Below are 24,245 nucleotides of genomic sequence, written 5' to 3'. Positions count from 1 at the left end.
GATTTTGAGCCTATTTTGATCAGGTGATGATCAAGATAAGATCGGAATGCGCCATGTCAGCCGTCGGCTTCAACATCTCTGCCTCCCATTTCGGCGAAAGCCAGTCGTCGTTTCTGTCTGCCCGGCTGGTCGCGGATCGTCTGGGCGTGACACTTGCGGAACTGGCGAAGCTGATCGGCGTCGCACGCAACACGCTGACGGCGAAGTCGAGCGCGCGCAAGGTCGACGCGGCTCTCAGCAAAGTCGTGCGTATCCTCGCCATGGCTGCCGAAATGGCGGGCGACGAGAGCCGGGCCGTGATCTGGTTCAAGCACCAGCCGATCCCCGGATGGGCGGGCAAGACTGCCTATGATCTTGCCCGAGAGGGCAAGGCAGACAAGGTGCTTGCCTATCTCGAGGCCGTGCGTTCGGGTGTCTACGCCTGATGTCGGAGAGTGAGCCGGTGCGCCTCTGGCGCGCCTATGTGCCCCGCTGGGCCCACGCTCCGCTTTCGGGCGATGGTGCCGCGCGCTTCGGCGGCCGCTGGAACCCGGTCGGCCTGCCGACGATTTACGCGGCGCGCGAACTGTCGACCGCCTGGGCGGAATATAACCAGAGCTTTGTCCAGCATCCCGCTTTGATCGCTCAGCTTGAACTGCGGCATGCGTGGCTGGCCGATATGATGGCGCCGGATGTGCTTGCGGATTTCGGCGTTACTGATGATATCCACCGGGAGGAGTGGCGCGACGCACTGGATCAAGGCGTGGTGCCGGCGACGCACCGTCTGCAGGCGGAGTTGACCAGCCGTGGTTTCGATGGGCTGATCTACCCGTCCTTCATGTCCCCGGGCGGCAGCTGCGTCGCGCTCTGGCGATGGAATGCCGGCGGGGCGGAGTTGACGGTGATCGATCCGGAAAGCCGCTTGCCGAAGACGCCGGCGTCCTGGCTCTGAGGCCGATACGCCCAGTCAAAAAACCTTGCCGGGGTTCAGGATGCCCTTCGGGTCAAGCGCGTGCTTGATCCGGCGCATGACCTCAAGCTCAGCCGCACTTCGCGAATGGCCGAGGAACTCCCGCTTCAAGGTGCCGATGCCGTGTTCGGCGGAGATCGAGCCGCGATAGCGCCGAACGATGTCATAGACGATGCCGTCGACCGCGTGCTGCGTGCTCTCGTCGCTTCCCGACGTGGAAAAAGCGATGTGCAGATTGCTGTCGGCAACATGCCCGAAGAAGGAGATGTGCGCCTGCGGGAAACGGGCGGCGAGCGCCGCGCCGCATTCGGCCGCGAAACGGCCGATTTCGCCGATCGGCAGGCTGACGTCGAGATTGATCAGCGCCGGCAGCAAGCGGTCCATCGCGTGGCCCTCGCGCACCTGCCAGAAGAGCCGGCTTTCTTTCTCCGACTGGGCGATCAGAGCATTGACGATGACATCGTCTTCCAGTGCGGCGCCGAGGAAGGTCTCAAATTCCTCGCTGTCGGTCTCGTGGCCCTGGACATCCTGTTCCACGATCACCGCAAAGGCGGGGGACGTCTCGAAAAAGCGCTGTCCCTCCGCCTCGCAGTTGAAGTGAAAATAGTCTTCCCACATGGCCTCGAAGGCCGAGAGGCCAGGAAGTCCTCTTTGTGCTCGCGCCAGGAAGGCGACGACCTGGTCATAGGTCTGAAGCGCGCAGAGCGCCGTCAGCCGTCCGGACGGCCGCGGCTTCAACCGCAGGACGGCGCGTGTGATGACGCCGAGCGTGCCCTCCGAACCGATGAAATACTGGCGCAGATCATAGCCGGTGTTGTTCTTGATCATCTTGCTGAGCGACGAGAGGATCGTGCCATCGGCAAGCACGGTTTCAAGCCCCAGGACGTTGTCACGCGTGACGCCATGGCCGATGACGCGGATGCCGCCGGCATTGGTGGCGAGATTGCCGCCGATCTGGCAGGAGCCGCGGGCGCCGAGGTCTATCGGCAGCAGGAAGCCTGCATCGTCGGCGGCGCGCTGGGCGACCTCGAGCGGCGTGCCGGCAAGGACGGTCATGGTTGCGGAAAGCGGATCGATTTCCTCAACGCCGGTCAGGCGTTCGAGCGAGATGGAAATCGCGTCCTCGTCCGGGTTCGCGCCGCCGGCAAGGCCGGTCAGCCCACCTTGTACGACGACCGCCTGGCCATGGGCGTTGCATATGCGGAGGGTCGCTGCGACTTCCTCTGTGTTCGCAGGGCGGATGACGGCCTTCGGAAGATAACGTCCGGTGAGGCTGGCGTCGCTGCGATAGCGCTCGCCGATGTCAGTGCCGGTCAGCACGGCATCGCCGAGTGCCTGTTTCAGATCGTCAATAACGGACATGCGCCTCGTCTCCCGCTTCTCTCACCGCATGAGGTGCTGTAGCGCATCTCGGCAGAAACGGGAAATGGCTTGGAGGCGAGATGAGGATCGGGCGCTGAGAAGCCGTCAGGTCCCGGTGCGTGCCAGTTCGAACGGTTGGACCGGCGCCTCCGCCTCGACGTCTGCGCTTGGCACCTCGTTGCCCGCCTTCTCGTCCCTGAACAGCTTCCACTTTGTCGGGCGGAATGCGACCCTTGCGCGGTCCTGTGTTGTGGTGCGTTCGGGTGGCAGTTCGATTTCGGCATGCGGATGGTTGCGGCCGAGGTCGAGTTCGAGATGGCGGGTACCGGCGACGCGGCGGCTGGCGGTGACCAGGCCGGCGAGACAGCCGCCGCAGCCATCGATCAGCTCGATGTCGTGCGGGCGGAAGTAGAGGGTGGCCGGGCCGTCGGGCTCGGTCGGAGCTCTGAGGCCGATCGGCCGGTCCTCGAACCAGATCTCGCCGTTGGCAAGGGTGACGGCAAGCGCGTTCGACTGGCCGATGAAGCCGTAGACGAACGGCGACACCGGATGGTCGTAGATCTCGTCGGGGGTGCCGACCTGTTCGATCGTGCCCTTGCTCATCACCACCACCCGGTCGGCAAGCTCCAGCGCCTCTTCCTGGTCATGGGTGACGAAGATGGTGGTGTGGCCGGTGCGGTCGTGGATCTCGCGCAGCCAGCGCCTGAGTTCCTTCCTGACCTGGGCATCGAGTGCGCCGAAGGGCTCATCGAGCAGAAGCACGTTCGGCTCGACCGCCATGGCGCGGGCGAGCGCCACGCGCTGGCGCTGGCCGCCCGACAGCTGCGCCGGATAACGCTTCTCAAGCCCGGAGAGCTGGACGAGATCGATGAGATCAAGCGCGCGCTTGCGGATGTCGGCCGCCGGTGGCCGGCGGTTGGCCGGACGCACCTTGAGGCCGAAGGCGACATTGTCGAGTACCGTCATGTGACGGAACAGGGCATAGTGCTGGAACACGAAGCCGATGTTGCGCTCCTGCACGGTCTTTTGCGAGGCATCCTCGTCGCCGAAGAAGATCGTGCCGTCGGTCGGGCTTTCAAGACCGGCGACCAGCCGCAACAGCGTCGTCTTGCCCGAGCCGGAGGGGCCCAAGAGCGCGATCAGCTCGCCCGAGCGGATGTTGAGCGAGACATCGTCGAGCGCCGGAAAGCGGCCGAATTCCTTGCGTATGTTCTGAACGCGGACTTCCATGACGATCCGGACCTTTCAATGCCTGCGGCTGGCGGCGATCTCGGCGCTGTAGCGAAGCTCGAGCGCCGTTTTCAAGACGAGGGTGACCAGCGCCAGCAGCGCCAGCAACGTCGCAACCGCAAAGGCGGCGACGAAGTTATATTCATTATAGAGGATTTCCACCTGCAACGGCATGGTGTTGGTCTGGCCACGAATATGGCCCGAGACCACCGACACCGCGCCGAACTCGCCCATGGCGCGGGCGTTGCACAGGAGCACGCCGTAAAGCAGCCCCCATTTGATGTTGGGCAGCGTCACATGCCAGAAGGTCTGCCAGCCGGATGCGCCCAAGGACAGCGCCGCCTCCTCGTCGCTGGTGCCCTGTTCCTGCATCAACGGGATCAGTTCGCGGGCAACGAAGGGGAAGGTGACGAAGACGGTGGCCAGCACCAGTCCCGGCACGGCAAACAGGATCTGGATGCCATGGCTCTGCAGCCACGGGCCGATGAGGCTGTGCGAGCCGAACAGAAGCACGAAGACCAGACCGGAGATCACCGGCGAGACCGAGAACGGCAGGTCGATCAGCGTCGTCAGGAAGGCCTTGCCGATGAACTCGAACTTGGCGATCGCCCAGGCGGCGGCGACGCCGAAGACGAGGTTGAGCGGCACGGCGATGGCGGCGACAATCAGCGTCAGGCGGATGGCGGAGAAGGTTTCGGCATCGCCAAGCGCCGACAGGAATTCGGCCGGTCCCTTGCGCAGCGCCTCGGTAAAGACGGCGGCCAGCGGCAGCAGCAGGAACAGGCCGACGAAGGCGAGCGCTGCAGCGATCAGACTTATGCGGGCAAAGCGGCTTTCCGAGGTGGCGGCACGCACGTGATGGGCGGCTGTAGTCAGATCAGGCGACATAGACATATCTCCGCCGGCTCCAGGCCTGGATCGAGTTGATGACGAGCAGCATGGCAAAGGAGATCACCAGCATCACCGCGGCAATGGCGGTGGCGGCGGGATAATTAAACTCTTCCAGCCGGATGACGATCAAGAGCGGAGCGATCTCGGAGACGTAGGGCAGGTTGCCGGCGATGAAGATCACCGAGCCGTATTCGCCGACGCCGCGGGCAAAGGCGAGCGCAAAGCCGGTCAGCCCAGCTGGCAGCAGCCCCGGCAACAGCACCCGGCGGATCGTCTGGAAGCGGCTGGCGCCGAGCGTGGCGGCGGCCTCCTCCACTTCCTTGTCGATCTCCTCCATGATCGGCTGCACGGTCCGGACGACGAAGGGCAGGCCGACGAAGATCAGCGCGATGACGATGCCGACGGGGGTAAAGGCGATCTTGATGCCAAGTGGGGCCAGCAGCGCGCCGATCCAGCCGTTCGGGGCATACAGTGTCGCCAGCGCAATGCCGGCGACCGCCGTCGGCAGCGCGAACGGCAGGTCGACCATGGCGTCGATCACCCGCTTGCCGGGGAAACGATAGCGCACCAGCACCCAGGCGAGGATGACGCCGAAGATCAGATTGACGATGGCGGCGACAAAGGCCGTGCCGAAACTGATCCTGAGTGCATTGAGCGTGCGGGTATCGAGCGCCAGCGTCATGAACTGCGACCAGCCAAGGCCGCTCGAGCGCCAGATCAGGCCCGACAGCGGAATGAGGATGATCAAAACCAGCCAGAATAGCGTGACGCCGAGCGCCAGACCAAACCCCGGAAGCACACTCGGCTGGCGAAACCGCCAGCGCCTGTTGTGGCCATGCTCTCTCAAATCCAACTCACCTCTCATGCCCAAGGCAAAAAACCCAAGCGGTCCTCAATGATGCCCGCAATCCCCATGTGGGCCCACTGCACAATTTCCTCCTCAAATCGGAAACGGTTTTACGAGGAAATTTGCAGCAAGTTCAAAGCGCTACAGCGTCCCTTTACGCGTCATATTTGACGCGCGGCGCTGTAGCACGGGATCGGCCGGATCGAATGGTCCGGCCGATCTTCTCATGTCATGAACAGGGTCGATTATTGCCCCGGCTTGTAGATCTGGTCGAACACACCACCGTCGCCGAAGAACTTCGGTTGCGCTTCCTTCCAGCCGCCAAAGTCCTCGATCGTCACCAGCTTGAGATCACCGAAGCGAGCGACATCCTTGGGGTCGGCAGCCGCCGGCTTGAACGGGCGATAGTAATGCTTCGCAGCGATTTTCTGGCCGGCGTCGCTGTAGAGGTAACCGAGATAGGCCTCGGCGACCTTGCGCGTACCCTTGGCATCGACATTGCCGTCAACCAGCGCGACCGGCGGCTCGGCCTTGATCGAGATCGACGGCGTGATGATGTCGAAATTATCCGGGCCGAGTTCCTCGAGCGAAAGATAGGCTTCGTTTTCCCAGGCGAGCAGCACGTCGCCAAGGCCGCGCTGGACGAAGGTCGTGGTCGAGCCGCGCGCACCGGTATCGAGCACCGGCACATGCTTGAACAGATCGGTAACGAATGCCTGCGCCTTGGCATCGTCGCCGCCATTGGCCGCACGTGCGTAGGCCCAGGCTGCCAGGAAGTTCCAGCGCGCGCCGCCCGAGGTCTTCGGGTTCGGCGTGATCACCTGGATGTCGTCCTTGACGAGATCGCCCCAGTCCTTGATGCCTTTCGGGTTGCCCTTGCGCACCAGGAAGACGATCGTCGACGTGTAGGGTGCGCTGTTATTTTCGAACTTGGTCTTCCAGTCTGCCGGGATCTTTCCGGTTTCCTTGGCGATCGCGTCGATGTCCGCCTCAAGCGCCAGCGTCACGACGTCGGCCTGCAGTCCGTCGATCACGGAGCGGGCCTGCTTGCCGGAGCCGCCATGCGATGTCTGGATCGTCACGGTTTCGCCGGTGTCCGCCTTCCACTTTTCACCGAAGGCAGCGTTGAAGTCCTTGTAAAGTTCACGTGTCGGGTCATAGGACACGTTCAGGATCGTCGTGTCGGCAAAAGCCACACTTGCAGCACCAAGCTGCAGGCCTCCGACTACAATTGCCAGTCCCACAATTCCGGTAATTCGTCCAAAGCCCATCTCGACCTCCATCGGTTACCAGATAAAACTATCAATTTAATTGACTGCTTCAACGCAAACTGATGATGCGGGAGGTGGCTATCGGGAAAAGTCCTATCGTTGTTGTGCCTTTTTAAGGAACGGTTTGCCCAACGCCCGTCTGGTCGCCGATCTCCTGTCAGTGGCGAACCGGGCGGAGAATAGCATGAGCCCTTTGACGCGCACATCAAAATTCCGGATGGGCTATGTGATCGGGCGGCCGTATGGACGCGGTTTGGGCACGCTAGGGATGCGACCCTTCTGGGACGAAGCGGGGCCTAGGAAAACTCAGCCAAAGAACGGTTGCCGCAGCAACAAACCCGCTAGAGCACGTGGCCACGGGCGACGATCGGCCAGATGGCCTTCGGCTCGTCGCCCTCGACGATATGCACGGCGTCGACCATGTTGGTCACGACGCAGGCATGATTGGGAACGATGCGCAGCTGCTGCCCGACCGTCAGGCCGATCGGTCCGTCGGTCACAAGTCGGCCGTGTTCCTCCGAGAGCTGGTCTATGCGGATGTCGTCGCGGCCAAGCACATGGCCATAGCCGGTGAGGCCTAGGAGGTCGGCGGTCAGAACCTTGCTGCCCGCATCGATGATCGCACGGTGCTCAGAAGGCACCGATACGACGGTCGCCAGTACGGTGAGGGCGCAGTCGTCCCAGGTTGCGACGCCGCGCGAAACGAGGGAGCGGTCGTTGTAGATATAGGTGCCGGGCCGATATTCGGATGCAATCGGCGCGCCGGCCGAATGCATCATGCTCGGCGTGCCGCCCGAGGTGATCGCAGGCACGGTCAGGCCGTCCGCCTCGATCAGGCGCTTGGCCTCGCTCATGAAGGCCTGAACCTTTGCCTCGCCGGCGATTGGCGGATAGGTCATCAGGCCGGCGAATTCGATACCCTTGGCATCATTGATCAGGCGGGCCAGACGGGCGGCTTCCACGGGCGAAGCGACGCCACAACGGTCCGCGCCGGTGTTGCATTCGACGAACACCCGAAGCGGCTTGCCCTTGGTCGAGAAGTGACGGGAAAGTCCATTGATGACCGTCTCGTTGTCGGCGACGACTGCCAGCGCGATGCGTCCATTAAGGCGCTCGAGCCGGTCGAGCTTGGGCGTTCCGAGAATGTTGTAGGTGATGAGGACATCGTTGATCCGCGCACTACCGTCCACCATCGCTTCAGCTTCGGTCACCTTCTGGCAGGTGATGCCGATGGCGCCGGCGTCGAGCTGCAGCTCGGCCATCTGCGGCAACTTGTGGGTCTTGATATGCGGCCGAACGCGGATGCCGTTGATGTCCGCGTAGTCCTGGAACGTGCGGATGTTGCGCTTGGCGATCTCGATATCGACCAGCACGGCGGGCGTTTCGATCGGCAGGGGCATCGCTCATCACTTCCTTTTGTCGGGCGCGGCACACGGGGAAGCTACATCATCCACCCTTGACAAGTTATGACCGTCGGCATTTCATACGTCAATCCATTATTCAGGATTGTAATACTGTATAATGGAATAATGACGGGAACCCAAAAATGGGAGAATGCAGATGATCAAGACAGTTCTCGCGGCTGCCGCCATCGCAGCCGCCTCCATTACCTTGCCGGCACAGGCGCAGCAGCCAGCGAGCAAACTCGACGAAATTCTCGCGCGCGGTCATCTCGTGCTCGGCACCGGCAGCACCAATGCACCGTGGCACTTCAAGAGCGCCGAAGACAAGCTGCAGGGCTTCGATGTCGACATGGGCCGGATCATCGCCAAGGCGCTGTTCGGCGACCCGGAAAAGATCGAATACGTCAACCAGTCATCAGACGCCCGTATCCCGAACATCACCACCAACAAGGTGGACATCACCTGCCAGTTCATGACGGTGACCGGCGAGCGCGCCCAGCAGATCGCCTTCACCATCCCCTATTATCGCGAAGGCGTCGGCCTGATGCTGAAGTCGGACGGCAAATATGCCGACTATGCGGCGCTGAAGGCGGCGGGTTCATCGGTGACCGTGTCGGTTCTGCAGAACGTCTATGCCGAGGCGATGGTTCATGCGGCATTGCCGGAAGCGACCGTCGATCAGTATGAATCTGTCGACCTCATCTATCAGGCGCTCGAATCCGGCCGGGCCGATACTGTGGCCACCGACCAGTCGTCGCTTGCCTGGTACATGACCCAGAACCCCGATCGCTACAAGGACGCCGGCTATGGCTGGAACCCGCAGACCTATGCCTGCGGCGTCAAGCGCGGGGATCAGGACTGGCTGAACTTCGTCAACACCGCGCTGCACGAAGCCATGACCGGGGTGGATTTCGATTTCTATGCGAAGTCGTTCAAGACCTGGTTCGGCAAGGACCTGACGCCGCCGCAGATCGGCTTTCCGGTCGAATTCAAGTAGGCGCTTCCGTTCGGTCGATCCCGTACTCGTGCGGGATCGACGCCTGTCCTGTCGGCATGGATGGCTGAAGACATGGGTTATCAGTTGAATTTCGCCGCAGTCTGGCGGTCTTTCGACCTTCTGCTCGAAGGTCTGGCTCTCAGTCTCGGCCTCGCCTTCGCGGCGATCCTCGCCGGTTGTCTCATCGGCCTCGTCACCGCCTTCGGGCTGGTGTCGAAGTCCATGGTTCTACGCGAGCCGGCCGGCTTCTATGTGACCGCGATCCGCAACACGCCGATCCTGGTGCTGGTGCTGTTCAGCTACTTTGCCCTGCCGCAGCTTGGCGTCAGGCTAGGTAAGATCGAGAGTTTCGTGCTGACGCTGGCGATCTATTCCGGCGCCTATCTCGCCGAGGTGTTCCGCGGCGGGTTGCTTTCCGTGCCTCCTGGCCAAAGGGAGGCGGGACTGGCGATCGGGCTCACGGAAATGCAGATCCGCACCTCGATTATCCTGCCGCTGATGCTGCGCAATGTACTTCCCTCGCTCGGCAGCACGATGATCTCCCTGTTCAAGGATACCTCGCTTGCAGCCGCGATCGCCGTTCCCGAACTGACCTTCGAGGCGCGCAAGATCAATGTCGAAAGCTTCCGGGTGATTGAGACGTGGATCGTCGCCAGCTGCCTCTATGTCGCCACCTGTTCGCTTCTCGCCGCATTGATGCGCGCGGTCGAGCGCCGACTTGCCGTGCCGAGGTGATCGCCATGGATCTTTCCGCATTCCTCGACCAGCTCTGGATCGCCCGCATCCCCCTTCTCAAGGGTCTCGGCGTATCGGTTTCCATTTCTTTCCTGTCCATCGTTGTCGGGACGGTGCTCGGCGTCTTCGTCGGTCTCGCCTTGACCTACGGCTACAAACCCGTGCGCTTCATCGTGCGCGGCTATACCGACTTCATCCGCGGCACGCCGGTACTGGTGCTGGTTCTCGCCAGCTACTACGTGCTCAGCACCATCGGCATTGATCTCGGGCCGTTCCAGGCCGGCATCCTTGCCCTTTCGGTTTTCTGCAGCTCGCATGTGGGTGAACTGGTCCGCGGCGCGCTTCAGGCGATCCCCAAGGGACAGACGGAGGCGGCCAAGGCGATCGGCCTGACATTCCCGCAGACTTTTGCCTATATCCTTGGTCCTCAGGCTTTGCGGCAGGCCTTGCCGGCCTGGGTGAATACCGCCGCCGAAATGGTCAAGGCTTCGACGCTGCTGTCGATCATCGGCGTCGCCGAGCTTTTGCTGCGCACGCAGGAGCTGATCTCGCGCACTTTCATGAGCCTCGAGTTCTATTTCTTCGCCGGCTTCCTCTATTTTGTCATCAACTACAGCATCGAGCGCTTCGGCCGTTACGTCGAGCGCAAGACAGCCGTCCCATCGTGAGGCACCGGATCCGATGACCCAGGCACTTCTTGAAATCCGCGACCTGCACAAGCGTTATGGCCCCGTCGAGGTGCTGAAGGGCGTCGATTGCACAATGGCGCAGGGCGAGGTTATTTCGATCATCGGCTCCAGCGGCTCGGGCAAGACGACGATGCTGCGCTGCATCAACATGCTGGAGGAGTTCCAGGGCGGGTCGATCCGCATTGACGGCCAGGAGATCGGCTATGACACCGTCGCCGGCGTCAGGCGGCGCAAGCGGGAAAAGGAAATCGCCCGCCAGCGGGCAATGACCGGCATGGCGTTCCAGCAGTTCAACCTCTTTCCGCACATGAGCGCGGCGAAGAACGTCATGCTCGGCCTTATCAAGGTGCGCGGCATGGGGCGGGACGAAGCACTGTCGGTGGCCGAGAAATGGCTCGACCGGGTGGGGTTGCTCTCGCACAGGGATCATTATCCCGGCCAGCTTTCGGGCGGTCAGCAGCAGCGCGTAGCGATCGCCCGGGCGATTGCCATGAACCCGAAGCTGATGCTGTTCGACGAGGTGACCTCTGCGCTCGATCCGGAGCTTGTCAACGAGGTGCTGCAGGTGATCAAGGGGCTGGCGGAGGACGGGATGAGCATGTTGCTCGTGACGCATGAGATGCGGTTTGCCTACGAGGTGTCTTCCCGGGTGATCTTCATGAACCAGGGGCGCATCGGCGAAGAGGGCAATCCGCGGGAGATGTTCCTGAAGCCGCAGACTGAGCGCCTGGCCGAATTCCTGAAAACCTCGTCGTTCAACTGATGCACAAATACCGTTGGCAGGGGCGGTCGTGGCATCCGGGCATGAGGGCCGCGGAACAGTGCTTGCGGCGCCTCCGCCGCAGGTCGACATATCGAACGTCACTTCGCCACTCGCTTTGGGTACGCGATAGGCGCCGGGACCGAGCGAGCCCCTTTCCGCATCAACCGGAAAGCAAGGACCGACCGGTTTCCGGGTCGAACAGATGCAAGGCGCCCTCGTCGAAAGCGAATGTTCGCTCCGCATCGATGGCCAGCTGCGTGCGCGGCGGCAGGCAGGCGGTGATGCGCTGGTCGCCGATGCGCGCCGTCACCACCAGTTCCGGGCCGGTCAGCTCGACAACCTCGACGCGCGCCGTCAGCCGCAGTGCATTGGACTCGGCTGTTGCCAGCCGCAGCGCCTCCGGGCGGATGCCGACCTTGACGCGTTGGCCATTCTGCACCTTGCCATGAAAACGCGCCGGCAGGGCGATCGGCTGGTCGCCGCCTTCCACGCGCAAACTGCTGTCTGATACTTCAGCCTCAAAAATGTTCATCGGCGGCGAGCCGACGAAGCCCGCGACATAAAGCGTGGCCGGGCGATCGTAGATCTCTTCCGGCGTGCCGAGCTGTTCGATGCGGCCGTCGCGCATGACGGCGATGCGCGTAGCAAGCGTCATCGCCTCGATCTGGTCATGGGTGACATAAACAACCGTCGTCTTCAGCAATTGGTGCAGGCGCTTCAGCTCGGTGCGCATCTCCATCCGCAGCTTGGCATCGAGGTTCGACAGCGGCTCGTCGAAGAGGAAAACCTGCGGGTTTCGCACGAGCGCCCGGCCGATGGCGACGCGCTGTCGCTGGCCGCCAGAGAGCTGGCTCGGCTTGCGCTCAAGCAGGTTTTCGATCTGCAGCAGCTTCGCTGTCTCAATGACCGCCTTTTCCCGTTCCGGCGCCGGAACTTTACGCATTTCGAGGCCGAAACCGATGTTGCGGGCAACGCTCATGTTTGGGTAGAGCGCATAGGATTGGAACACCATGGCGATGTCGCGATCCTTTGGGTGCATCCCGATGATCGACCGAGGCCCGATGCGGATATCGCCACCGCTCGGCTCGGCAAGGCCGGCGATGATATTGAGCAGGGTCGACTTGCCGCAGCCCGAAGAGCCGAGCAGCACGAGAAACTCGCCGCTTTCCAGCGCGATGTCGATGCCCTTCAGCGTTTCGACTTCGCCGTAGCGCTTGTGGATGTTGTGGATCTCAAGCGCGCTCATGCGATCGTCTCCTGAAGAAAGGCGGACAAGGGTTTTCCATAGCTGCGCGGCAGCGTCGAGATTGCCTCAGAGGCGATGGTGACGCCGGTGCGAAGGCAGTTTTCCAGCGGCATTCCGGCGGCAAGGGCTGCAAGGAACCCGGCGTTGAACACGTCGCCCGCGCCGATCGTGTCGATCACTTTGACCGTGGGCGCGACGACGGAGACGATGTCTCCGGTCGGGCCGAGGGCAAGGGCGCCGTTCGGCCCGCGCTTGACGACGACGATCGCGTCGGCCGGCATGTGGGACTTGAGCGCGCGCGCTGCCTCTGCCGCATCGACAAGGCCCGTCAGCGTCGTCGTCTCGACCTCGTTGAAGAGCGCGAGCCGACAGCGTTTCAGCCAGCCGATCGTCGCCGCGCAGTTGGCATCCGTCCAGCCGTCGAGCGGCCAGCCGGTGTCGAGTGCCACGGCGATGTCATGCGCCTCGGCCCAGTCGAAGACATCGTCATAGGCGGCGGTCAGCGCGTCGGTGAGGAAGGAGCCGGCAAGCAGCGCCAGACCGCCACGCAGGTGCTCGCCGTCGAGCATTGTCCGGATTTCGTCGAAATTTAAGAGCGGTAGGTGTCCACGGGTGGTGAAGAAGGTGCGCTCGCCGTCCGGATGGGTAATGCCGACCGACAGCGTCGTGCCGACGTTTTCGACCGGCCAGCCACTGGCCCGCTCGGCAAAGGCGTCTTTCAGCCAGGTGCCGAACTGGTCGTTACCGATGTTGGCGGCGATCGCATAATCGACCCCAAGCGAATCCCAGGCAAGCGCGCTGTTGCCGGCGCAGCCGCCGACGCGCAGCTCATCGTGATCGACGATGATTTCGGTGCCGGCCTTTGGCCAGGGTGCGGCCGGCCCGAGGATCAGATCGACGTTGACGTTGCCGATGACGACAAGAGGACGCATGCTTCATTCGCTCCGGGTAATCTTGGTCGATCGGACCGGCGTTCCGGCATCGACGACACGCGCCTCGGCAAAGGCGATCATGAACAACTGCGCCACCGGCAGCATCGCAAAGATCGCGGCCATGCCGGCGGCCGGTTTGAAGGAAAGCGTGGTCACGCCAGGGATTGGTGCCTCGCCGGAGGCATCAAAGACGACAACCGGAGAACCGGCTTCGGCTGCGGAAACCGCCATGACGCTGACGAGGCCGGCAGTTGCATCGGCGGCGCGAAACAAGACGACGCCGACCGACGGGCCGAGCATTTCCATTGGCCCGTGCCGCAGCTGCCCGCCTTCGAGCGAGAAGCAGGGCAGCCGGGACAACTCGGTCAGACCGAGCCCGATCGCTTCGGCAAGTCCCTGAAGTTGGCGGCCGGACGTTACCACGGCGCGGACATCCGCAAGCGCTGCGAGCGCCGAAGTCGTGTCGGGCGCCTGAGGCGCTTCGATCGCCTGCAATGTCGCAGATGCGTCGTCTCCGAGGGCGGCAAGGATCGAGAGGTGCAGCGCGAAGCTGATCGTCAGGCTGCGTGTCGCGGCAAATGCCTTTTCGGTGCCACCGACGCCGACCAGCGATGGGGCGCTGCGGGCCAAGAAGGAGCCCTCTTCGAGGGTCAGGCCGAAGGTGTCGCCGGTCGCCCCATTGGTCTCGGCGAACCAGCGCAGAACCTCCGCACTTTCACCGGACTGCGACGTGACGAGGATCGTCTTGCCTTCGATCGCCAGCGGCTGGCCCAGCTGTTCGGACAGCGGCAGCGCGATCGCGTCGATGCCGTGGGCCCGGTAGAGCGGTTCGAGCGCGCGACCAACCGCATGCGAGCCGCCCATTCCGAGCAGTAACAGCTTGCCGGTCGATCTGAGCGATGCAGCGATCCTGCCGTTGAGCGCCTGTGCGGCGTGGAACGAGGCGACGGCGTCTGAAGCCTGACGGGCCATTTCGCGGTCTATTGCAATGAGCCCGGCCGGGCGGTTTGTGGTATCGCTCATGGTCATCCCTTGACGCCGCCGCTGGTGAGCCCGGAGATCAGGGCTTTTTGCATGATGAGGCCGATCAGCACCGGAGGCAGGGCGGCTAGCACGCCGGCGGTCGCAATCAGTCCGTAGTCGGAAACGCGGCCGCCGGCGAGATCGGCGATGGCGACCGTCAGGGTTTTTGCGCGCAGGTCCGAGGTGAACAGCAGCGCATAGAAGAATTCGTCCCAGGCAAGCAGAAAGGCAAAGAGTGCCGAGGTCGCCATCACGGGGGCGGCGAGCGGCAGGGTGATCAGCCTGAGGATCTGATCCAGCCTGGCGCCGTCGATCATGGCAGCGCTCTCGATCTCCTTGGGAATGGAATCGAAGCCGGACTTCAGCAGCCAGGTGGTGAAGGGCGCAAGGATGGTGAGATAGACGAGTGCAAGGCCGAAGACCGAATTCAACAGGCCGAGAGTGGCAAGGCCCATATAGAGCGGCACCGCCAGCGCCACCGGCGGCAGCATGTAGGTGGCGATCACCGCGTAAAGCGACCAGGAGACGGTGGGCGTGCGCGACACGGCCCAGGCCGAGGGAATGGCAACGGCGATGGCGGCAAGCGTCGCCATGCCGGCGACCTTCAGGCTATTGAAGAGCGAAGCGACGAAGGCCGCGCCGGCGGTGTTTTCGAGCGTGGTCAGCAGCAGCCCATAGCGCGACAGATCGATCTCATCAGGCCACCAGTTGAGCGGCTTTGCCGAAAGGTCGGCCGCAGACGAGATGCTCATGACGAAGAGCCACACAACAGGCGCCAGGATGACGGCCGTCAGCAACAGGGCGCAGGCGTAGATGAAGGCAGTGAACAGTGGGCTCTGGCGTTCCATCAGGTGGCTCCCGCGGCTTTGCGCACAAGTGCGGCATAGGCGACCGCAAGTACGGTCACCAGCAGTGTGACGATCAGCGCCAGCGAGGCGCCGGACCCTGCCCGCTGAAACGAGAAAGCTTCCTGATAGACGAGGATCGACAGCGTGCGCGTGCTGTTGGCCGGGCCGCCGCGTGTCATCACCCAGATGAGGTCGAAGACCTTGAAGGCTTCGATCGTGCGCAGCACCAGCGCCACGAGCAACGGGCCGGCGAGATAGGGCATGATGACATAGCGGAAGCGGTTGAACGGGCCTGCGCCATCGACGAGCGAGGCGGCCGTGATGTCGCGCGGCACCGCCTGGAGAGCTGCAAGCGCGATCAGGGCAACGAGCGGAAAGTTCTTCCAGCAGTCGGCGACGATCAGGGCTGTCAGCGCCGAGCTGGGCTCGCCGAGCCAGGAGCGATAGCTGTCGATCAGGCCGATCTGCATCAGGGCCGCGTTCAGTGCACCATATTCCGGATTGTAGATCAGCCGCCACAGCGTCGCGTTGACGACCGTCGGCAGCGCCCAGGGCAGGATCATCAAGGCGCGCAATGCCGTGCGGCCGCGGAATTGCTGATTGAGCAGCAGGGCCGCCAGCACGCCGATCACCATTTCGGCGGTCACCGAGACAACCGCAAACCATGTGGTCGTGACCAAGGCCCGCATGAAGTTCGAACCGCCGAGCACCTTGGCATAGTTGTCGAGGCCGACGAAGCTGCCTTCGGTGCCGACGAGCTTTGCGTCAGTGAACGAAAGCCTGACGGTGTCGACCAACGGCCAACCGATGACAGCGATCATGACTGCGAGCAGCGGCAGCATCAGCAGCCACGCGCGTGTTGTTATCCAGGTACCGGACATGGGATGGAAACCTTTTAGGCCATCTACAGCGCCGCGCATCAGATATGACGCGCAAAGCACGCTGTAGCGCTTTAAACCTGCCGCATAATTCCTTAAGTCGATTCCGATTTAAGGAATTATGCCGTGGGCTCATGCTATTGCCGGTGAAACCGTTCCGGCAAGTCCCGGGCGGCAGGGCCACCCGGGAGGTCGAAGCCGTGGGATCAGAGACCGCTGTTTTCGGCGGCGGTCTTGAGTGCATCCTCGGCGGAGGCCTGTCCAAGCAACGCTTCCTGGATCGCCTGCTGCAGGGCTGTCGAAAGCTCCTGGTACTTCGGCGTCGTCGGGCGCGGATACATGGCGGCAAGGCCGAGCTTGGCGGCGGCGATCAGCTCTTCCTGGCCCTTGGTGACATTGGCGTCTTCATAGGACGAGGCCCAGATCGGCAGGCTCAGCTTGGCATAGGCATTCTGCGTCGGCTGCGATGTCATGTGGACGATGTACTTCCACGCTTCGTCCGGGTGCTTGCTGGTCGAGGTGATGCCGAGGCCCATCGACCCGTTGACGGCCGACACCTCGCTCTTGCCCGCAACACCCGGTGCCGGCACGACGCCGACCTTGCCGGCAACCTTGCTTTCCTTGGGGTCGTTGGCGAGGTTGTACATGTAGGTCCAGTTGAGCGCGAAGGCGGCTTCACCGTTCTGAAAGACCTTGCGAACGTCTTCCTCGAGGAATTCCTTCGAGTTCGGATTGGTCAGGCCCGACGAATAGCTCGTGACCATGTAGTTGAGCGCGTCGAGACCGCCGCCGGACGTAAAGGCAGGCTTGCCGCCGTCGATGAACTTGCCGCCATAGGCGCTGACAAGCGTGGTGTAGTCGCAGATCGCGGCTTCGGCCTGCGACCAGCTCCAGGCGATCGGCGTTGCGAGCAACCCCTTGTCCTTGATGATCTTGGCCTGTTCCGTCAGTTCGTCCCAGGTTTTCGGCGGCGCCTTGATCCCAGCCTTTTCAAGGATTTCCTTGTTGTAGAACAGGTATTTTGTGTCGAGGATCCAAGGCATGCCGTAGCGCTTGGCGTCATATTCGACCGTCGTCCAGGCGCCCGGCAGCACGCCGGATTTCATCTCGTCGGTGATCCGGTCGGAGATGTCGACCAGCACCTTGTTGGCGGCGTATTCGGCCGGCCAGATCACGTCGAAGAGCACGACGTCGTAGCCGCCGCCGGAGCCCTGCGCCAGCACGGTCTTGTCATGCAGGCCTTCGTAGGGAACGAATTCGAGGTTCACCTTCACGTCGGGATTGGCCTTGGTGAAGGCCTCGGTCATCGCGCGCACGTCGGCTTCGCTATAGGCCGCCTGCGCCATGAACAGCGCATTGAGTGTGGTTTCAGCATAGGCGTGGCCGGCAAAGGACAAGCCGAGCAAGGTTGCGCTGAGCAACGTGGTTTTAATGGATTTCAACATTCCTGCCTCCAATAACTGAGCGGTTCAGTTTTGCCGATACACCTCCCCGGTGCACCGAATATAAGAAATCCGCCCGCTTGCGGACGGCCGTCGACATATCTATCGGAGCGCTGGTGACGACCTTTGGCCATGACCTTCGTTCCCCTGGAGCTCTTTGCGGCTCTCAATTAAGTCAATTGTCTTGACTTATTTCTTGTTCAATATTCTAACAGTGTCAAGAGGGTTTTGAGGATGAATGATTTACGCCCGATCCGGGCAAAGAGCGGCACCAACCAGGAAGGGGCGAGCGCCCACAACCGTCGTGTCATGATCGACGCGTTGCGGCTGAACGGGCAGCTGTCCCGCGCCGATCTTGCCCGTGCGACGGCGCTGACGAAGCAGACGGTTTCAAACATCATCGAAGAGCTTGAGCGTGACGGGCTGGTTCAGTCGCTGGCAGTCGTTCGCAGCGGCCGGGGACAGCCGTCAACGCCCTATCGTCTGGTTGCCGAGGGCGCCTTCGCGATCGGCCTGCAGATCGACAGGCACGTCACACGCACCATCGCCGTCGACCTGGTGGGTACGGTCCTGGCGCGCCGGGAGGCCAACCTTCCGGCGGGCGGGCCGGTGACCGGCGTGAAAACCATTCTCGACCTGATCGAAAAGACCCGAAGCGACCTGGCGTCGATCGCGCCGCAATCGGAGGATCGCCTCGTCGGGCTCGGTGCGGCGATGCCCGGTCCCTTCGGTATCGACGCCGACGCTGACGATCCCTGGATGATGGCGGCGTGGCAGAATTTCCCGCTACTCGAAACGCTTGCTGCAGGCACAGGTCTCGATGTCGGCCTGCAGAACGACTCTGCCGCCGCAGCCACCGCCGAGCGCCTGGTCGGTGCCGCCCATGGCGTCGATCACGCGATCTGCATCTATCTCGGCTATGGCCTTGGCGCCGGGTTGATCCTCAATGGCGAGCTTTATCGCGGTGCCAATGGCAATGCCGGCGAGATCGGCATGATTCTCAGTCTGCCGCGCGGTGCTGCCGAGCATGAGCGCACGCCGCTTGAATACCGCGCTTCGATCGCCTCTCTGTGCAAGCTGCTCGCGCTCGATCCTGCCGATCCGGACCTCTATGCCCACATTGATGCGGCCGTGGAGAGTGAAGATATCAGGTTGCCCGGTTGGCTGGATGCGGCCGTCTACGAACTGCGCGCGGCTGTCCAGGCACTCGAAACCATCTTCGACCCGCAGACGGTGATCCTGTGCGGCGGGCTTCCGCCCGGCCTGGCGCGGCTGGTCACGGATGCGATGCAACCACTGCTTCCGTCACTCGCCGATCGCCGTGATCGCAGTCTGCCGCGCCTGCAGGTCGGCTTCACCGATCCCTGGGCGGTCGCGATCGGCGCTGCCGCCGAGCCGATCAGCCGCACATTTGACCCGCGCTTTTCGGCAATCCTGAAGACCCGCGCCGCCGACCATTCCTGAGGCTGCGGCTTGCGGCGCGTCATCGGCGCCGATCAGGTCCCCGGCTCGTCAAGGCGTGCAAGTTCGGCATATTCGGCCGCGAGAAAGTCGAGCAGAGCCCTGACCGAGGGAAGCAGGCCGCGCCGCGATGGAAAGGCTGCGTGAATGATGCCTGATCGGGGCGCCCAGTCGGGCAGCACGTCGACCAGCGTTCCGTCCTTCAGGTCCTGCCTGACGACCATGGTCGGCAGCTGGGTGACGCCGACGCCTTTCAGGGCGGCGAGGCGCAGGGCCACCATATCTTCGGTGACAAGCCGCGGGTGATGGCGGACAATGGCATTGGCACCATCAGGACCGTCCAGACACCACTCATGCTCCTGCCGGTTGGAATTCCATGCCAGGCTCGGAAGGTCCGTGAGATCGGCGGGCTTCAGCGGTCGTGCATCCTGACCGAGCAGTCCGGGGCTGGCGACCAGGCGCTGCCCGCTTTCAGCCAGCCTCTTGATCACGAGATCGCTCTCCTCGAGCGGTGGAAAACGAACGCGGATGGCCACGTCTATGCCTTCGCGCAGCACATCCACTTGCCTATTGGTGCTTTCGAGCACCACCTCGACCTTCGGGCAGCCGGCCATGAAGCGGGCAATCATCTCGCCGACCTGGAAATAGAGGACCGAGGAGGGACAACTGACATGCACGACGCCCTGCGGTTCGGAGCGCATACGGTCGATCACCTCCTGCGCGGCTTCCGCCTCGACCAGCATCGCCACACAATGGCGATAGTACTCCCTGCCGATATCCGTCACGACGAAGTGGCGCGTCGAACGCTGAACAAGGCGGACGCGAAGCTGTTCTTCCAGCAAGCCGATGCGGCGGCTCAGCCGCGAACGCGGCATATTGAGCTTGCGCGCGGCCGCAGCAAAACCGTTCTGCTCGACGACATCGACGAAAAGCTTAAGATCGTTCAGGTCCTGCATGGCGGATGATTGTCCTATTGATAGGACACAATAGTCCGATTTGGCTGTCTACCGCCAGATTTGTCGCGAGAATATGTTCCTCCCAACGTCATCGCTTGCAAGGCGATGCACAAGGAGAAACACCAATGCGCAAGATACTCGGCATTTTTGGAAACGCCCGGCAGCACTGGGTTGGCGATGGTTTTCCGGTCCGTTCGCTGCTGTCCCATGACAGCGTCGGCGAACATGCAAGCCCGTTCCTGCTGGTCGACTATGCAGGCCCGACAGAATTTGCACCGACCAGCCGGCCGCGTGGCGTCGGCGTGCATCCGCATCGCGGCTTCGAGACGGTGACCATCGTCTATCGCGGCGAAGTGGATCATCGCGACTCGGCAGGCAATGGCGGCCATATCGGTCCCGGCGACGTGCAATGGATGACGGCCGCCGCCGGCATCCTTCACGAAGAATACCATTCCGACGCCTTCACCAAACAGGGCGGGACGCTGGAGATGGTCCAGCTCTGGGTCAACCTGCCGGCGCGCGCCAAATCCGCAAAGCCTGGTTACCAGACGCTGGTCAACGGCGACATTCCGACGGTGACGCTGCCGGAGGATGCCGGGACGCTGCGGGTGATCGCCGGCGCGTTCGACGGTCGCAATGGACCTGCGAAGACATTTACCCCGATCAATCTTTGGGACCTCCGCCTGAAACGGGGTGGCTCTCTTGCACTCGACCTGCCTGAGAGCCATTCGGTCGGCCTGGCGGTGCTACACGGCACCGTGCTGGTGAACGGCAGCGATCTGATCGGCGAAGCCCAGTTCGGCCTCCTCGGCCGCGAAGGCGGCGCCATTACGCTCGACGCCAGCTCCGATGCGACCGTTCTCGTCTTGAGCGGCGAGCCGATCGATGAACCCGTGGTCATGCACGGCCCCTTCGTGATGAACACGGCCGACGAAATCCGTCAGGCCTTCGCCGACTTCCAGAACGGCAGCTTCGGCGCCGTTGCCGCACCGGCACTTTGAGTTCTCGTGAGCTCGGAACTCCGCGCCGAGCCCATGACGGCCGATCAACGGCCCGAGCACGCGGACAAGACAAAAGATGAAGGAGTCTTCACTATGGCAAAAACCTACAAGCGTCTCGACAAGGATCAGGTTGCGGTTCTGCTCGTCGACCACCAAGCGGGTCTGCTCTCGCTGGTCAGGGATATCGACCCCGACAAGTTCAAGAACAACGTTCTGGCGCTCGCGGACCTCGCGAAATACTTCAAGCTGCCGACGGTTCTGACGACCAGCTTCGAGGATGGCCCCAACGGCCCGATCGTGCCGGAACTGAAGGAAATGTTCCCGGATGCGCCGTTCATCCCGCGCCCCGGCCAGATCAATGCCTGGGACAATGAAGACTTCGTCAAGGCGATCAAGGCTACCGGCAAGAAGCAGCTGATCATTGCCGGCGTCGTCACCGAGGTCTGCGTTGCCTTCCCAGCCCTGTCCGCCCTCGAGGAAGGTTTTGACGTCTTCGTCGTCACTGACGCGTCAGGCACGTTCAACGAAATCACCCGCCATTCGGCCTGGGATCGCATGTCGCAAGCCGGCGCCCAACTGATGACCTGGTTTGGTCTCGCCTGCGAACTGCATCGCGATTGGCGCAACGACGTCGAGGGGCTGGGAACGCTGTTCTCCAACCATATCCCCGACTACCGCAACCTGATCAGCAGCTACACCACCACCAAGGCTTCCCGCTAATTGCGGTCTGGCAACAGGAGAATACCCATGACGAACGTCAACAATGTCGCCAACTTCAACGGCGCTCGCCCGGTCATCGATCCCGATGATGCGGTCATGCTTCTGATCGATCACCAGAGCGGGCTGTTCCAGACCGTCAACGACATGCCGATGCCGAAGCTGCGCGCCCATGCGGCGGCCCTTGCAAGCATGGCGACGCTGACGAAGATGCCTGTCATCACCACGGCATCGGTGCCGCAGGGGCCGAATGGTCCGCTGATCCCGGAAATCCATGCGAATGCGCCGCATGCCACGTACATTGCGCGTCGCGGCGAGATCAACGCTTGGGACAATCCGGACTTCGTGGCGGCCGTCAAGGCGACGGGCCGCAAGACGCTGATCATTGCCGGCACCATCACCAGCGTCTGCATGGCATTCCCGGCGATCAGCGCCGTCCATGAAGGCTACAAGGTCTTCGCCGTCGTCGACGCATCGGGTACCTACTCGAAGATGGCGCAGGAGATCACGCTTGCCCGCGTCGTCCAGGCGGGCGTTGTCCCGATGGACACGGCGGCCGTCGCTTCCGAGCTTCAGCGCACCTGGCATCGTGACGATGCGCAGCAATGGGCCGAGATCTACACCAAGATCTTCCCGGAATATCAGTTGCTGATCGAAAGCTACCTGAAGGCACAGCAGGTCGAGAAAGAGCACGAGCAATTGGATTCAGCCCGCGGCTGAACCAGCACGCACTGAGAAAACGTCGCCGGTGGGAAGCCCTGCCGGCGACATCTGTCGTCATTTCAGGTCGATCTGCAGGACCGTCTGCAGCAGGACGTCGGTACCGCGCGCGCATTCCTCAGGCGAGGAATATTCCGCCTCGTTGTGCGACAGCCCGTCCTTGGAAGGCACGAAGATCATGGCCGTCGGGCAGATGCCGGCGATATGGGCTGCATCGTGACCGGCACCGGAGACCACTTCGGTTGCGGAATAGCTGAGTGCCTCGGCGCTGGCGCGCACCGCTTCGACAGTGGCGGGTTCGAAGACGACCGGCTGCTTCGACCAGATGTGTTTGAGCCCGATCTCGGCATCGATCGCTGCGACAGCCTGCTCCAGCGCGGCCTGCATTTGGCTCAGGCCTGCTTCCGAAGGGTGACGCATATCGATCTGCAATTGCACTGTGCCCGGCACGACATTGCGGGAATTGGGGCCGACCGTGGCAAAGCCTGTTGTCCCGACACCGGGCGAATGACGGCGGGCGATGTCGCGCACGGCAAGCACGATCTCTGAAGCCGCGACCAGCGCGTCGTCGCGTTGCGCCATCGGGGTGCTGCCCGCATGGGCCTCGGTCCCGGTAATGGAGACGTCGAACCAGCGCACACCCTGCACGCCTGTGACGATGCCGATTTCCGTCGCCGCTGCTTCCAAGAGCGGGCCCTGCTCGATGTGGAGTTCGACATAGGCGGCAAAGCCCACATGTCCGACAGGGATTTCGCCGCGATAGCCGATCGTTTCGAGCGCCGTCTTCACGGTCGTCCCGTCCCGGTCAGTCAGGGCCTCGATCGCTTCCAGGCAGGATGCGCCGGAAAAGACGCCGGAACCCATCATCGCCGGCGAGAAGCGCGAGCCTTCCTCGTTCGTCCAGTTGACGACGGTCAGGCCATGCCGCAGCACTGTGCCGGTCTCCTTGAGCGTGCGGATCAGTTCAACCCCGGCAAGAACGCCGAGGACGCCATCGAACCTGCCGCCTTGCGGCTGGGTATCAAGGTGGCTGCCGACGGCGATAGGCGGCATTGATGGATCTTCGCCGGGGTAGGTGGCGAAGATATTGCCGATCCCGTCGACGTCGATCGTGCAACCAAGCGAGCGGCATTCGCCGACGAACCAGTCGCGGACCTGCCGGTCCTCTTCCGTCAGTGTCAGCCGGGTGACGCCGCCCTTGTCGGTGCCACCGAAGCGAGCGGTCGTGACGATATCAGCCCATAGCCGGTCGCCGTTGATCCGGGGCATGTTGGTGCCGGCGGCCGGGGTTTTGCTTGGCTGTCCCGCCGTGGTCATTTCTGCTCTCCGGTTGCTTCAGCATTCAGGCGGTAGCGGAAATCGCAATGGGACGCGCCCTGCATCACCGTTTGCGTGCGCTCGAGCGTGATGCGCGGATCGTAGCCGGTGCAGAACACGCCGTCGCGGTTGCAGGAAAGCAGGTGGCCGATATGGCCGAGCCCCATCTCGCGATAGGTCTCGGCGTAGCGACAGCGCTTGACGTTGTAGTGGAATTCGTCGTCGGTCGCCTTCGTCACCTCGATCGTCAGGGCATCGTCCTGCGTCCAGAGATCCTGCAATTCCTGGAACGTCCGCAGGTTGGTACCGCCAGGCGTTTTCGCCGCAAACGCCTTGCCGGCCTCGATCGCGGCGCGGCTGACGGCCTTGTCGAGAATAGCCTGGGCGCGCTCCTCGCCGATCTCTTCGCGCATTGCCTCATAGATCGGCGCGATAATGCCCGCCTCTATGCGTCGCCGTGCGAGAATGCCCAACTCGCCTTCCATCGCGGCGCGTGATGTCGCCGCGTCCCCGGTCTTGTCCTCGTTTGTCATGAAGATACCCTGCCTCCCTGTCCAACAGATGGTT

General features: G+C 62.8%; 25 protein-coding genes. 10 read left to right on the top strand and 15 right to left on the bottom strand.

Translation table 11 applies throughout. From position 1 onward, the window contains the following. The first annotated feature begins 53 nt into the window (after positions 1–53). Together J3R84_RS26635 and J3R84_RS26630 are read left to right on the top strand one after the other, a co-directional pair. Positions 54–425 (top strand): DUF2384 domain-containing protein, encoded by a 372-nt coding sequence (locus tag J3R84_RS26635; RefSeq protein ID WP_025428464.1) that lies wholly within the window; start codon positions 54–56, stop codon positions 423–425. Continuing rightward, complete coding sequence (locus tag J3R84_RS26630) at positions 425–931, top strand: RES family NAD+ phosphorylase (RefSeq protein ID WP_025428465.1); 507 nt, start codon at positions 425–427, stop codon at positions 929–931. The genes J3R84_RS26635 and J3R84_RS26630 overlap by 1 nt, the downstream gene beginning before the upstream one ends. A 15-nt stretch (positions 932–946) precedes the next feature. On the opposite strand, the gene J3R84_RS26625 is transcribed toward J3R84_RS26630, so the two are convergent. The 6 genes from J3R84_RS26625 to J3R84_RS26600 all read right to left on the bottom strand — a co-directional run bounded on the left by J3R84_RS26625 (position 947) and on the right by J3R84_RS26600 (position 7,950). Beyond that, positions 947–2,311 carry an FAD-binding oxidoreductase gene (locus J3R84_RS26625; protein WP_203529258.1) on the bottom strand — a complete coding sequence of 455 codons (1,365 nt, stop codon included), beginning with the start codon at positions 2,309–2,311 and terminating at the stop codon, positions 947–949. Positions 2,312–2,416: 105 nt separating this feature from the next. Next, the gene (locus J3R84_RS26620) at positions 2,417–3,541 is read right to left on the bottom strand and encodes a sulfate/molybdate ABC transporter ATP-binding protein (RefSeq protein WP_107027179.1); all 1,125 of its coding nucleotides are present in this window, start codon (positions 3,539–3,541) and stop codon (positions 2,417–2,419) included. Positions 3,542–3,556: 15 nt separating this feature from the next. Further along, on the bottom strand, positions 3,557–4,429 hold the full coding sequence (gene cysW / locus J3R84_RS26615; protein WP_084815706.1) for a sulfate ABC transporter permease subunit CysW: 873 nt from the start codon (positions 4,427–4,429) through the stop codon (positions 3,557–3,559). Continuing rightward, entirely contained in the window at positions 4,419–5,285 is an 867-nt protein-coding gene (gene cysT, locus J3R84_RS26610) for a sulfate ABC transporter permease subunit CysT (RefSeq protein WP_225968517.1), read from the bottom strand. Before cysT ends, cysW begins: the two co-directional genes overlap by 11 nt. A gap of 239 nt (positions 5,286–5,524) precedes the next feature. Beyond that, positions 5,525–6,562: a sulfate ABC transporter substrate-binding protein gene (locus tag J3R84_RS26605; protein WP_373688559.1), complete on the bottom strand. Its 1,038-nt coding sequence runs from the start codon at positions 6,560–6,562 to the stop codon at positions 5,525–5,527. Positions 6,563–6,891: 329 nt separating this feature from the next. Beyond that, positions 6,892–7,950, bottom strand: coding sequence for a D-TA family PLP-dependent enzyme (locus tag J3R84_RS26600; RefSeq protein ID WP_057211367.1), 1,059 nt, complete (start codon positions 7,948–7,950; stop codon positions 6,892–6,894). A 160-nt stretch (positions 7,951–8,110) separates the two neighbouring features. On the opposite strand from J3R84_RS26600, the gene J3R84_RS26595 reads away from it, so the two are divergent. From J3R84_RS26595 to J3R84_RS26580, 4 genes are all read left to right on the top strand, one after another. After that, positions 8,111–8,950 carry a transporter substrate-binding protein gene (locus tag J3R84_RS26595; RefSeq protein ID WP_025428471.1) on the top strand — a complete coding sequence of 280 codons (840 nt, stop codon included), beginning with the start codon at positions 8,111–8,113 and terminating at the stop codon, positions 8,948–8,950. A 72-nt stretch (positions 8,951–9,022) separates the two neighbouring features. Further along, positions 9,023–9,685 carry an amino acid ABC transporter permease gene (locus J3R84_RS26590; protein WP_203530078.1) on the top strand — a complete coding sequence of 221 codons (663 nt, stop codon included), beginning with the start codon at positions 9,023–9,025 and terminating at the stop codon, positions 9,683–9,685. A 5-nt stretch (positions 9,686–9,690) separates the two neighbouring features. Then, the gene (locus tag J3R84_RS26585) at positions 9,691–10,353 is read left to right on the top strand and encodes an amino acid ABC transporter permease (RefSeq protein WP_057211365.1); all 663 of its coding nucleotides are present in this window, start codon (positions 9,691–9,693) and stop codon (positions 10,351–10,353) included. A 13-nt stretch (positions 10,354–10,366) separates the two neighbouring features. Then, complete coding sequence (locus tag J3R84_RS26580) at positions 10,367–11,137, top strand: amino acid ABC transporter ATP-binding protein (RefSeq protein ID WP_057211363.1); 771 nt, start codon at positions 10,367–10,369, stop codon at positions 11,135–11,137. A 160-nt stretch (positions 11,138–11,297) separates the two neighbouring features. On the opposite strand, the gene J3R84_RS26575 is transcribed toward J3R84_RS26580, so the two are convergent. The 6 genes from J3R84_RS26575 to J3R84_RS26550 form a co-directional block, all read right to left on the bottom strand. Beyond that, on the bottom strand, positions 11,298–12,383 hold the full coding sequence (locus J3R84_RS26575; RefSeq protein ID WP_025428474.1) for an ABC transporter ATP-binding protein: 1,086 nt from the start codon (positions 12,381–12,383) through the stop codon (positions 11,298–11,300). Then, positions 12,380–13,315: a PfkB family carbohydrate kinase gene (locus tag J3R84_RS26570; protein ID WP_057218278.1), complete on the bottom strand. Its 936-nt coding sequence runs from the start codon at positions 13,313–13,315 to the stop codon at positions 12,380–12,382. Before J3R84_RS26570 ends, J3R84_RS26575 begins: the two co-directional genes overlap by 4 nt. A 3-nt stretch (positions 13,316–13,318) precedes the next feature. Further along, entirely contained in the window at positions 13,319–14,344 is a 1,026-nt protein-coding gene (locus J3R84_RS26565) for an SIS domain-containing protein (protein WP_162771110.1), read from the bottom strand. Then, the gene (locus tag J3R84_RS26560; protein WP_025428477.1) at positions 14,341–15,186 is read right to left on the bottom strand and encodes a carbohydrate ABC transporter permease; all 846 of its coding nucleotides are present in this window, start codon (positions 15,184–15,186) and stop codon (positions 14,341–14,343) included. The genes J3R84_RS26565 and J3R84_RS26560 overlap by 4 nt, the downstream gene beginning before the upstream one ends. After that, entirely contained in the window at positions 15,186–16,067 is an 882-nt protein-coding gene (locus J3R84_RS26555; RefSeq protein WP_057218272.1) for a carbohydrate ABC transporter permease, read from the bottom strand. The genes J3R84_RS26560 and J3R84_RS26555 overlap by 1 nt, the downstream gene beginning before the upstream one ends. Before the next feature lie 203 nt (positions 16,068–16,270). Further along, positions 16,271–17,509: an extracellular solute-binding protein gene (locus J3R84_RS26550; protein WP_113567569.1), complete on the bottom strand. Its 1,239-nt coding sequence runs from the start codon at positions 17,507–17,509 to the stop codon at positions 16,271–16,273. A gap of 231 nt (positions 17,510–17,740) precedes the next feature. Here J3R84_RS26550 and J3R84_RS26545 point away from each other — a divergent pair, with 231 nt between their 5' ends. Continuing rightward, positions 17,741–18,970 carry an ROK family transcriptional regulator gene (locus J3R84_RS26545; protein WP_057220130.1) on the top strand — a complete coding sequence of 410 codons (1,230 nt, stop codon included), beginning with the start codon at positions 17,741–17,743 and terminating at the stop codon, positions 18,968–18,970. Positions 18,971–19,002: 32 nt separating this feature from the next. Here J3R84_RS26545 and J3R84_RS26540 read toward each other — a convergent pair whose 3' ends face one another. Then, positions 19,003–19,923, bottom strand: coding sequence for a LysR family transcriptional regulator (locus J3R84_RS26540; RefSeq protein ID WP_057220129.1), 921 nt, complete (start codon positions 19,921–19,923; stop codon positions 19,003–19,005). Positions 19,924–20,048: 125 nt separating this feature from the next. Between J3R84_RS26540 and J3R84_RS26535 the strand changes: the two genes are divergently transcribed. From J3R84_RS26535 to J3R84_RS26525, 3 genes are all read left to right on the top strand, one after another. Then, the gene (locus J3R84_RS26535) at positions 20,049–20,924 is read left to right on the top strand and encodes a pirin family protein (RefSeq protein WP_113567567.1); all 876 of its coding nucleotides are present in this window, start codon (positions 20,049–20,051) and stop codon (positions 20,922–20,924) included. 93 nt (positions 20,925–21,017) lie between these two features. Then, positions 21,018–21,644, top strand: a complete 627-nt coding sequence (ycaC, locus tag J3R84_RS26530; RefSeq protein ID WP_113567596.1) for an isochorismate family cysteine hydrolase YcaC — start codon at positions 21,018–21,020, stop codon at positions 21,642–21,644. A gap of 27 nt (positions 21,645–21,671) precedes the next feature. Continuing rightward, positions 21,672–22,361, top strand: a complete 690-nt coding sequence (locus tag J3R84_RS26525) for an isochorismatase family protein (RefSeq protein WP_025428484.1) — start codon at positions 21,672–21,674, stop codon at positions 22,359–22,361. A gap of 57 nt (positions 22,362–22,418) precedes the next feature. On the opposite strand, the gene J3R84_RS26520 is transcribed toward J3R84_RS26525, so the two are convergent. Then, complete coding sequence (locus tag J3R84_RS26520; protein ID WP_203528130.1) at positions 22,419–23,678, bottom strand: Zn-dependent hydrolase; 1,260 nt, start codon at positions 23,676–23,678, stop codon at positions 22,419–22,421. Next, the gene (locus tag J3R84_RS26515; protein WP_025428485.1) at positions 23,675–24,211 is read right to left on the bottom strand and encodes an L-2-amino-thiazoline-4-carboxylic acid hydrolase; all 537 of its coding nucleotides are present in this window, start codon (positions 24,209–24,211) and stop codon (positions 23,675–23,677) included. Before J3R84_RS26515 ends, J3R84_RS26520 begins: the two co-directional genes overlap by 4 nt. Between the last annotated feature and the right edge of the window lie 34 nt (positions 24,212–24,245).

Source organism: Ensifer canadensis (assembly GCF_017488845.2).
In the GTDB taxonomy this organism is placed as follows: domain Bacteria; phylum Pseudomonadota; class Alphaproteobacteria; order Rhizobiales; family Rhizobiaceae; genus Ensifer; species Ensifer canadensis.
Note: the sequence above shows the minus strand (reverse complement) of the source record. Positions and strands in the feature narration are given on the sequence as shown.

Coding starts and splice junctions, on each gene's coding strand:
- J3R84_RS26635 (WP_025428464.1), top strand. CDS start 54: ATGTCAGCCGTCGGCTTCAACATCTCTGCCTCCCATTTCGGCGAAAGC.
- J3R84_RS26630 (WP_025428465.1), top strand. CDS start 425: ATGTCGGAGAGTGAGCCGGTGCGCCTCTGGCGCGCCTATGTGCCCCGC.
- J3R84_RS26625 (WP_203529258.1), bottom strand. CDS start 2,311: ATGTCCGTTATTGACGATCTGAAACAGGCACTCGGCGATGCCGTGCTG.
- J3R84_RS26620 (WP_107027179.1), bottom strand. CDS start 3,541: ATGGAAGTCCGCGTTCAGAACATACGCAAGGAATTCGGCCGCTTTCCG.
- cysW (WP_084815706.1), bottom strand. CDS start 4,429: ATGTCGCCTGATCTGACTACAGCCGCCCATCACGTGCGTGCCGCCACC.
- J3R84_RS26605 (WP_373688559.1), bottom strand. CDS start 6,562: ATGGAGGTCGAGATGGGCTTTGGACGAATTACCGGAATTGTGGGACTG.
- J3R84_RS26600 (WP_057211367.1), bottom strand. CDS start 7,950: ATGCCCCTGCCGATCGAAACGCCCGCCGTGCTGGTCGATATCGAGATC.
- J3R84_RS26595 (WP_025428471.1), top strand. CDS start 8,111: ATGATCAAGACAGTTCTCGCGGCTGCCGCCATCGCAGCCGCCTCCATT.
- J3R84_RS26590 (WP_203530078.1), top strand. CDS start 9,023: ATGGGTTATCAGTTGAATTTCGCCGCAGTCTGGCGGTCTTTCGACCTT.
- J3R84_RS26585 (WP_057211365.1), top strand. CDS start 9,691: ATGGATCTTTCCGCATTCCTCGACCAGCTCTGGATCGCCCGCATCCCC.
- J3R84_RS26580 (WP_057211363.1), top strand. CDS start 10,367: ATGACCCAGGCACTTCTTGAAATCCGCGACCTGCACAAGCGTTATGGC.
- J3R84_RS26575 (WP_025428474.1), bottom strand. CDS start 12,383: ATGAGCGCGCTTGAGATCCACAACATCCACAAGCGCTACGGCGAAGTC.
- J3R84_RS26570 (WP_057218278.1), bottom strand. CDS start 13,315: ATGCGTCCTCTTGTCGTCATCGGCAACGTCAACGTCGATCTGATCCTC.
- J3R84_RS26565 (WP_162771110.1), bottom strand. CDS start 14,344: ATGACCATGAGCGATACCACAAACCGCCCGGCCGGGCTCATTGCAATA.
- J3R84_RS26560 (WP_025428477.1), bottom strand. CDS start 15,186: ATGGAACGCCAGAGCCCACTGTTCACTGCCTTCATCTACGCCTGCGCC.
- J3R84_RS26555 (WP_057218272.1), bottom strand. CDS start 16,067: ATGTCCGGTACCTGGATAACAACACGCGCGTGGCTGCTGATGCTGCCG.
- J3R84_RS26550 (WP_113567569.1), bottom strand. CDS start 17,509: ATGTTGAAATCCATTAAAACCACGTTGCTCAGCGCAACCTTGCTCGGC.
- J3R84_RS26545 (WP_057220130.1), top strand. CDS start 17,741: ATGAATGATTTACGCCCGATCCGGGCAAAGAGCGGCACCAACCAGGAA.
- J3R84_RS26540 (WP_057220129.1), bottom strand. CDS start 19,923: ATGCAGGACCTGAACGATCTTAAGCTTTTCGTCGATGTCGTCGAGCAG.
- J3R84_RS26535 (WP_113567567.1), top strand. CDS start 20,049: ATGCGCAAGATACTCGGCATTTTTGGAAACGCCCGGCAGCACTGGGTT.
- ycaC (WP_113567596.1), top strand. CDS start 21,018: ATGGCAAAAACCTACAAGCGTCTCGACAAGGATCAGGTTGCGGTTCTG.
- J3R84_RS26525 (WP_025428484.1), top strand. CDS start 21,672: ATGACGAACGTCAACAATGTCGCCAACTTCAACGGCGCTCGCCCGGTC.
- J3R84_RS26520 (WP_203528130.1), bottom strand. CDS start 23,678: ATGACCACGGCGGGACAGCCAAGCAAAACCCCGGCCGCCGGCACCAAC.
- J3R84_RS26515 (WP_025428485.1), bottom strand. CDS start 24,211: ATGACAAACGAGGACAAGACCGGGGACGCGGCGACATCACGCGCCGCG.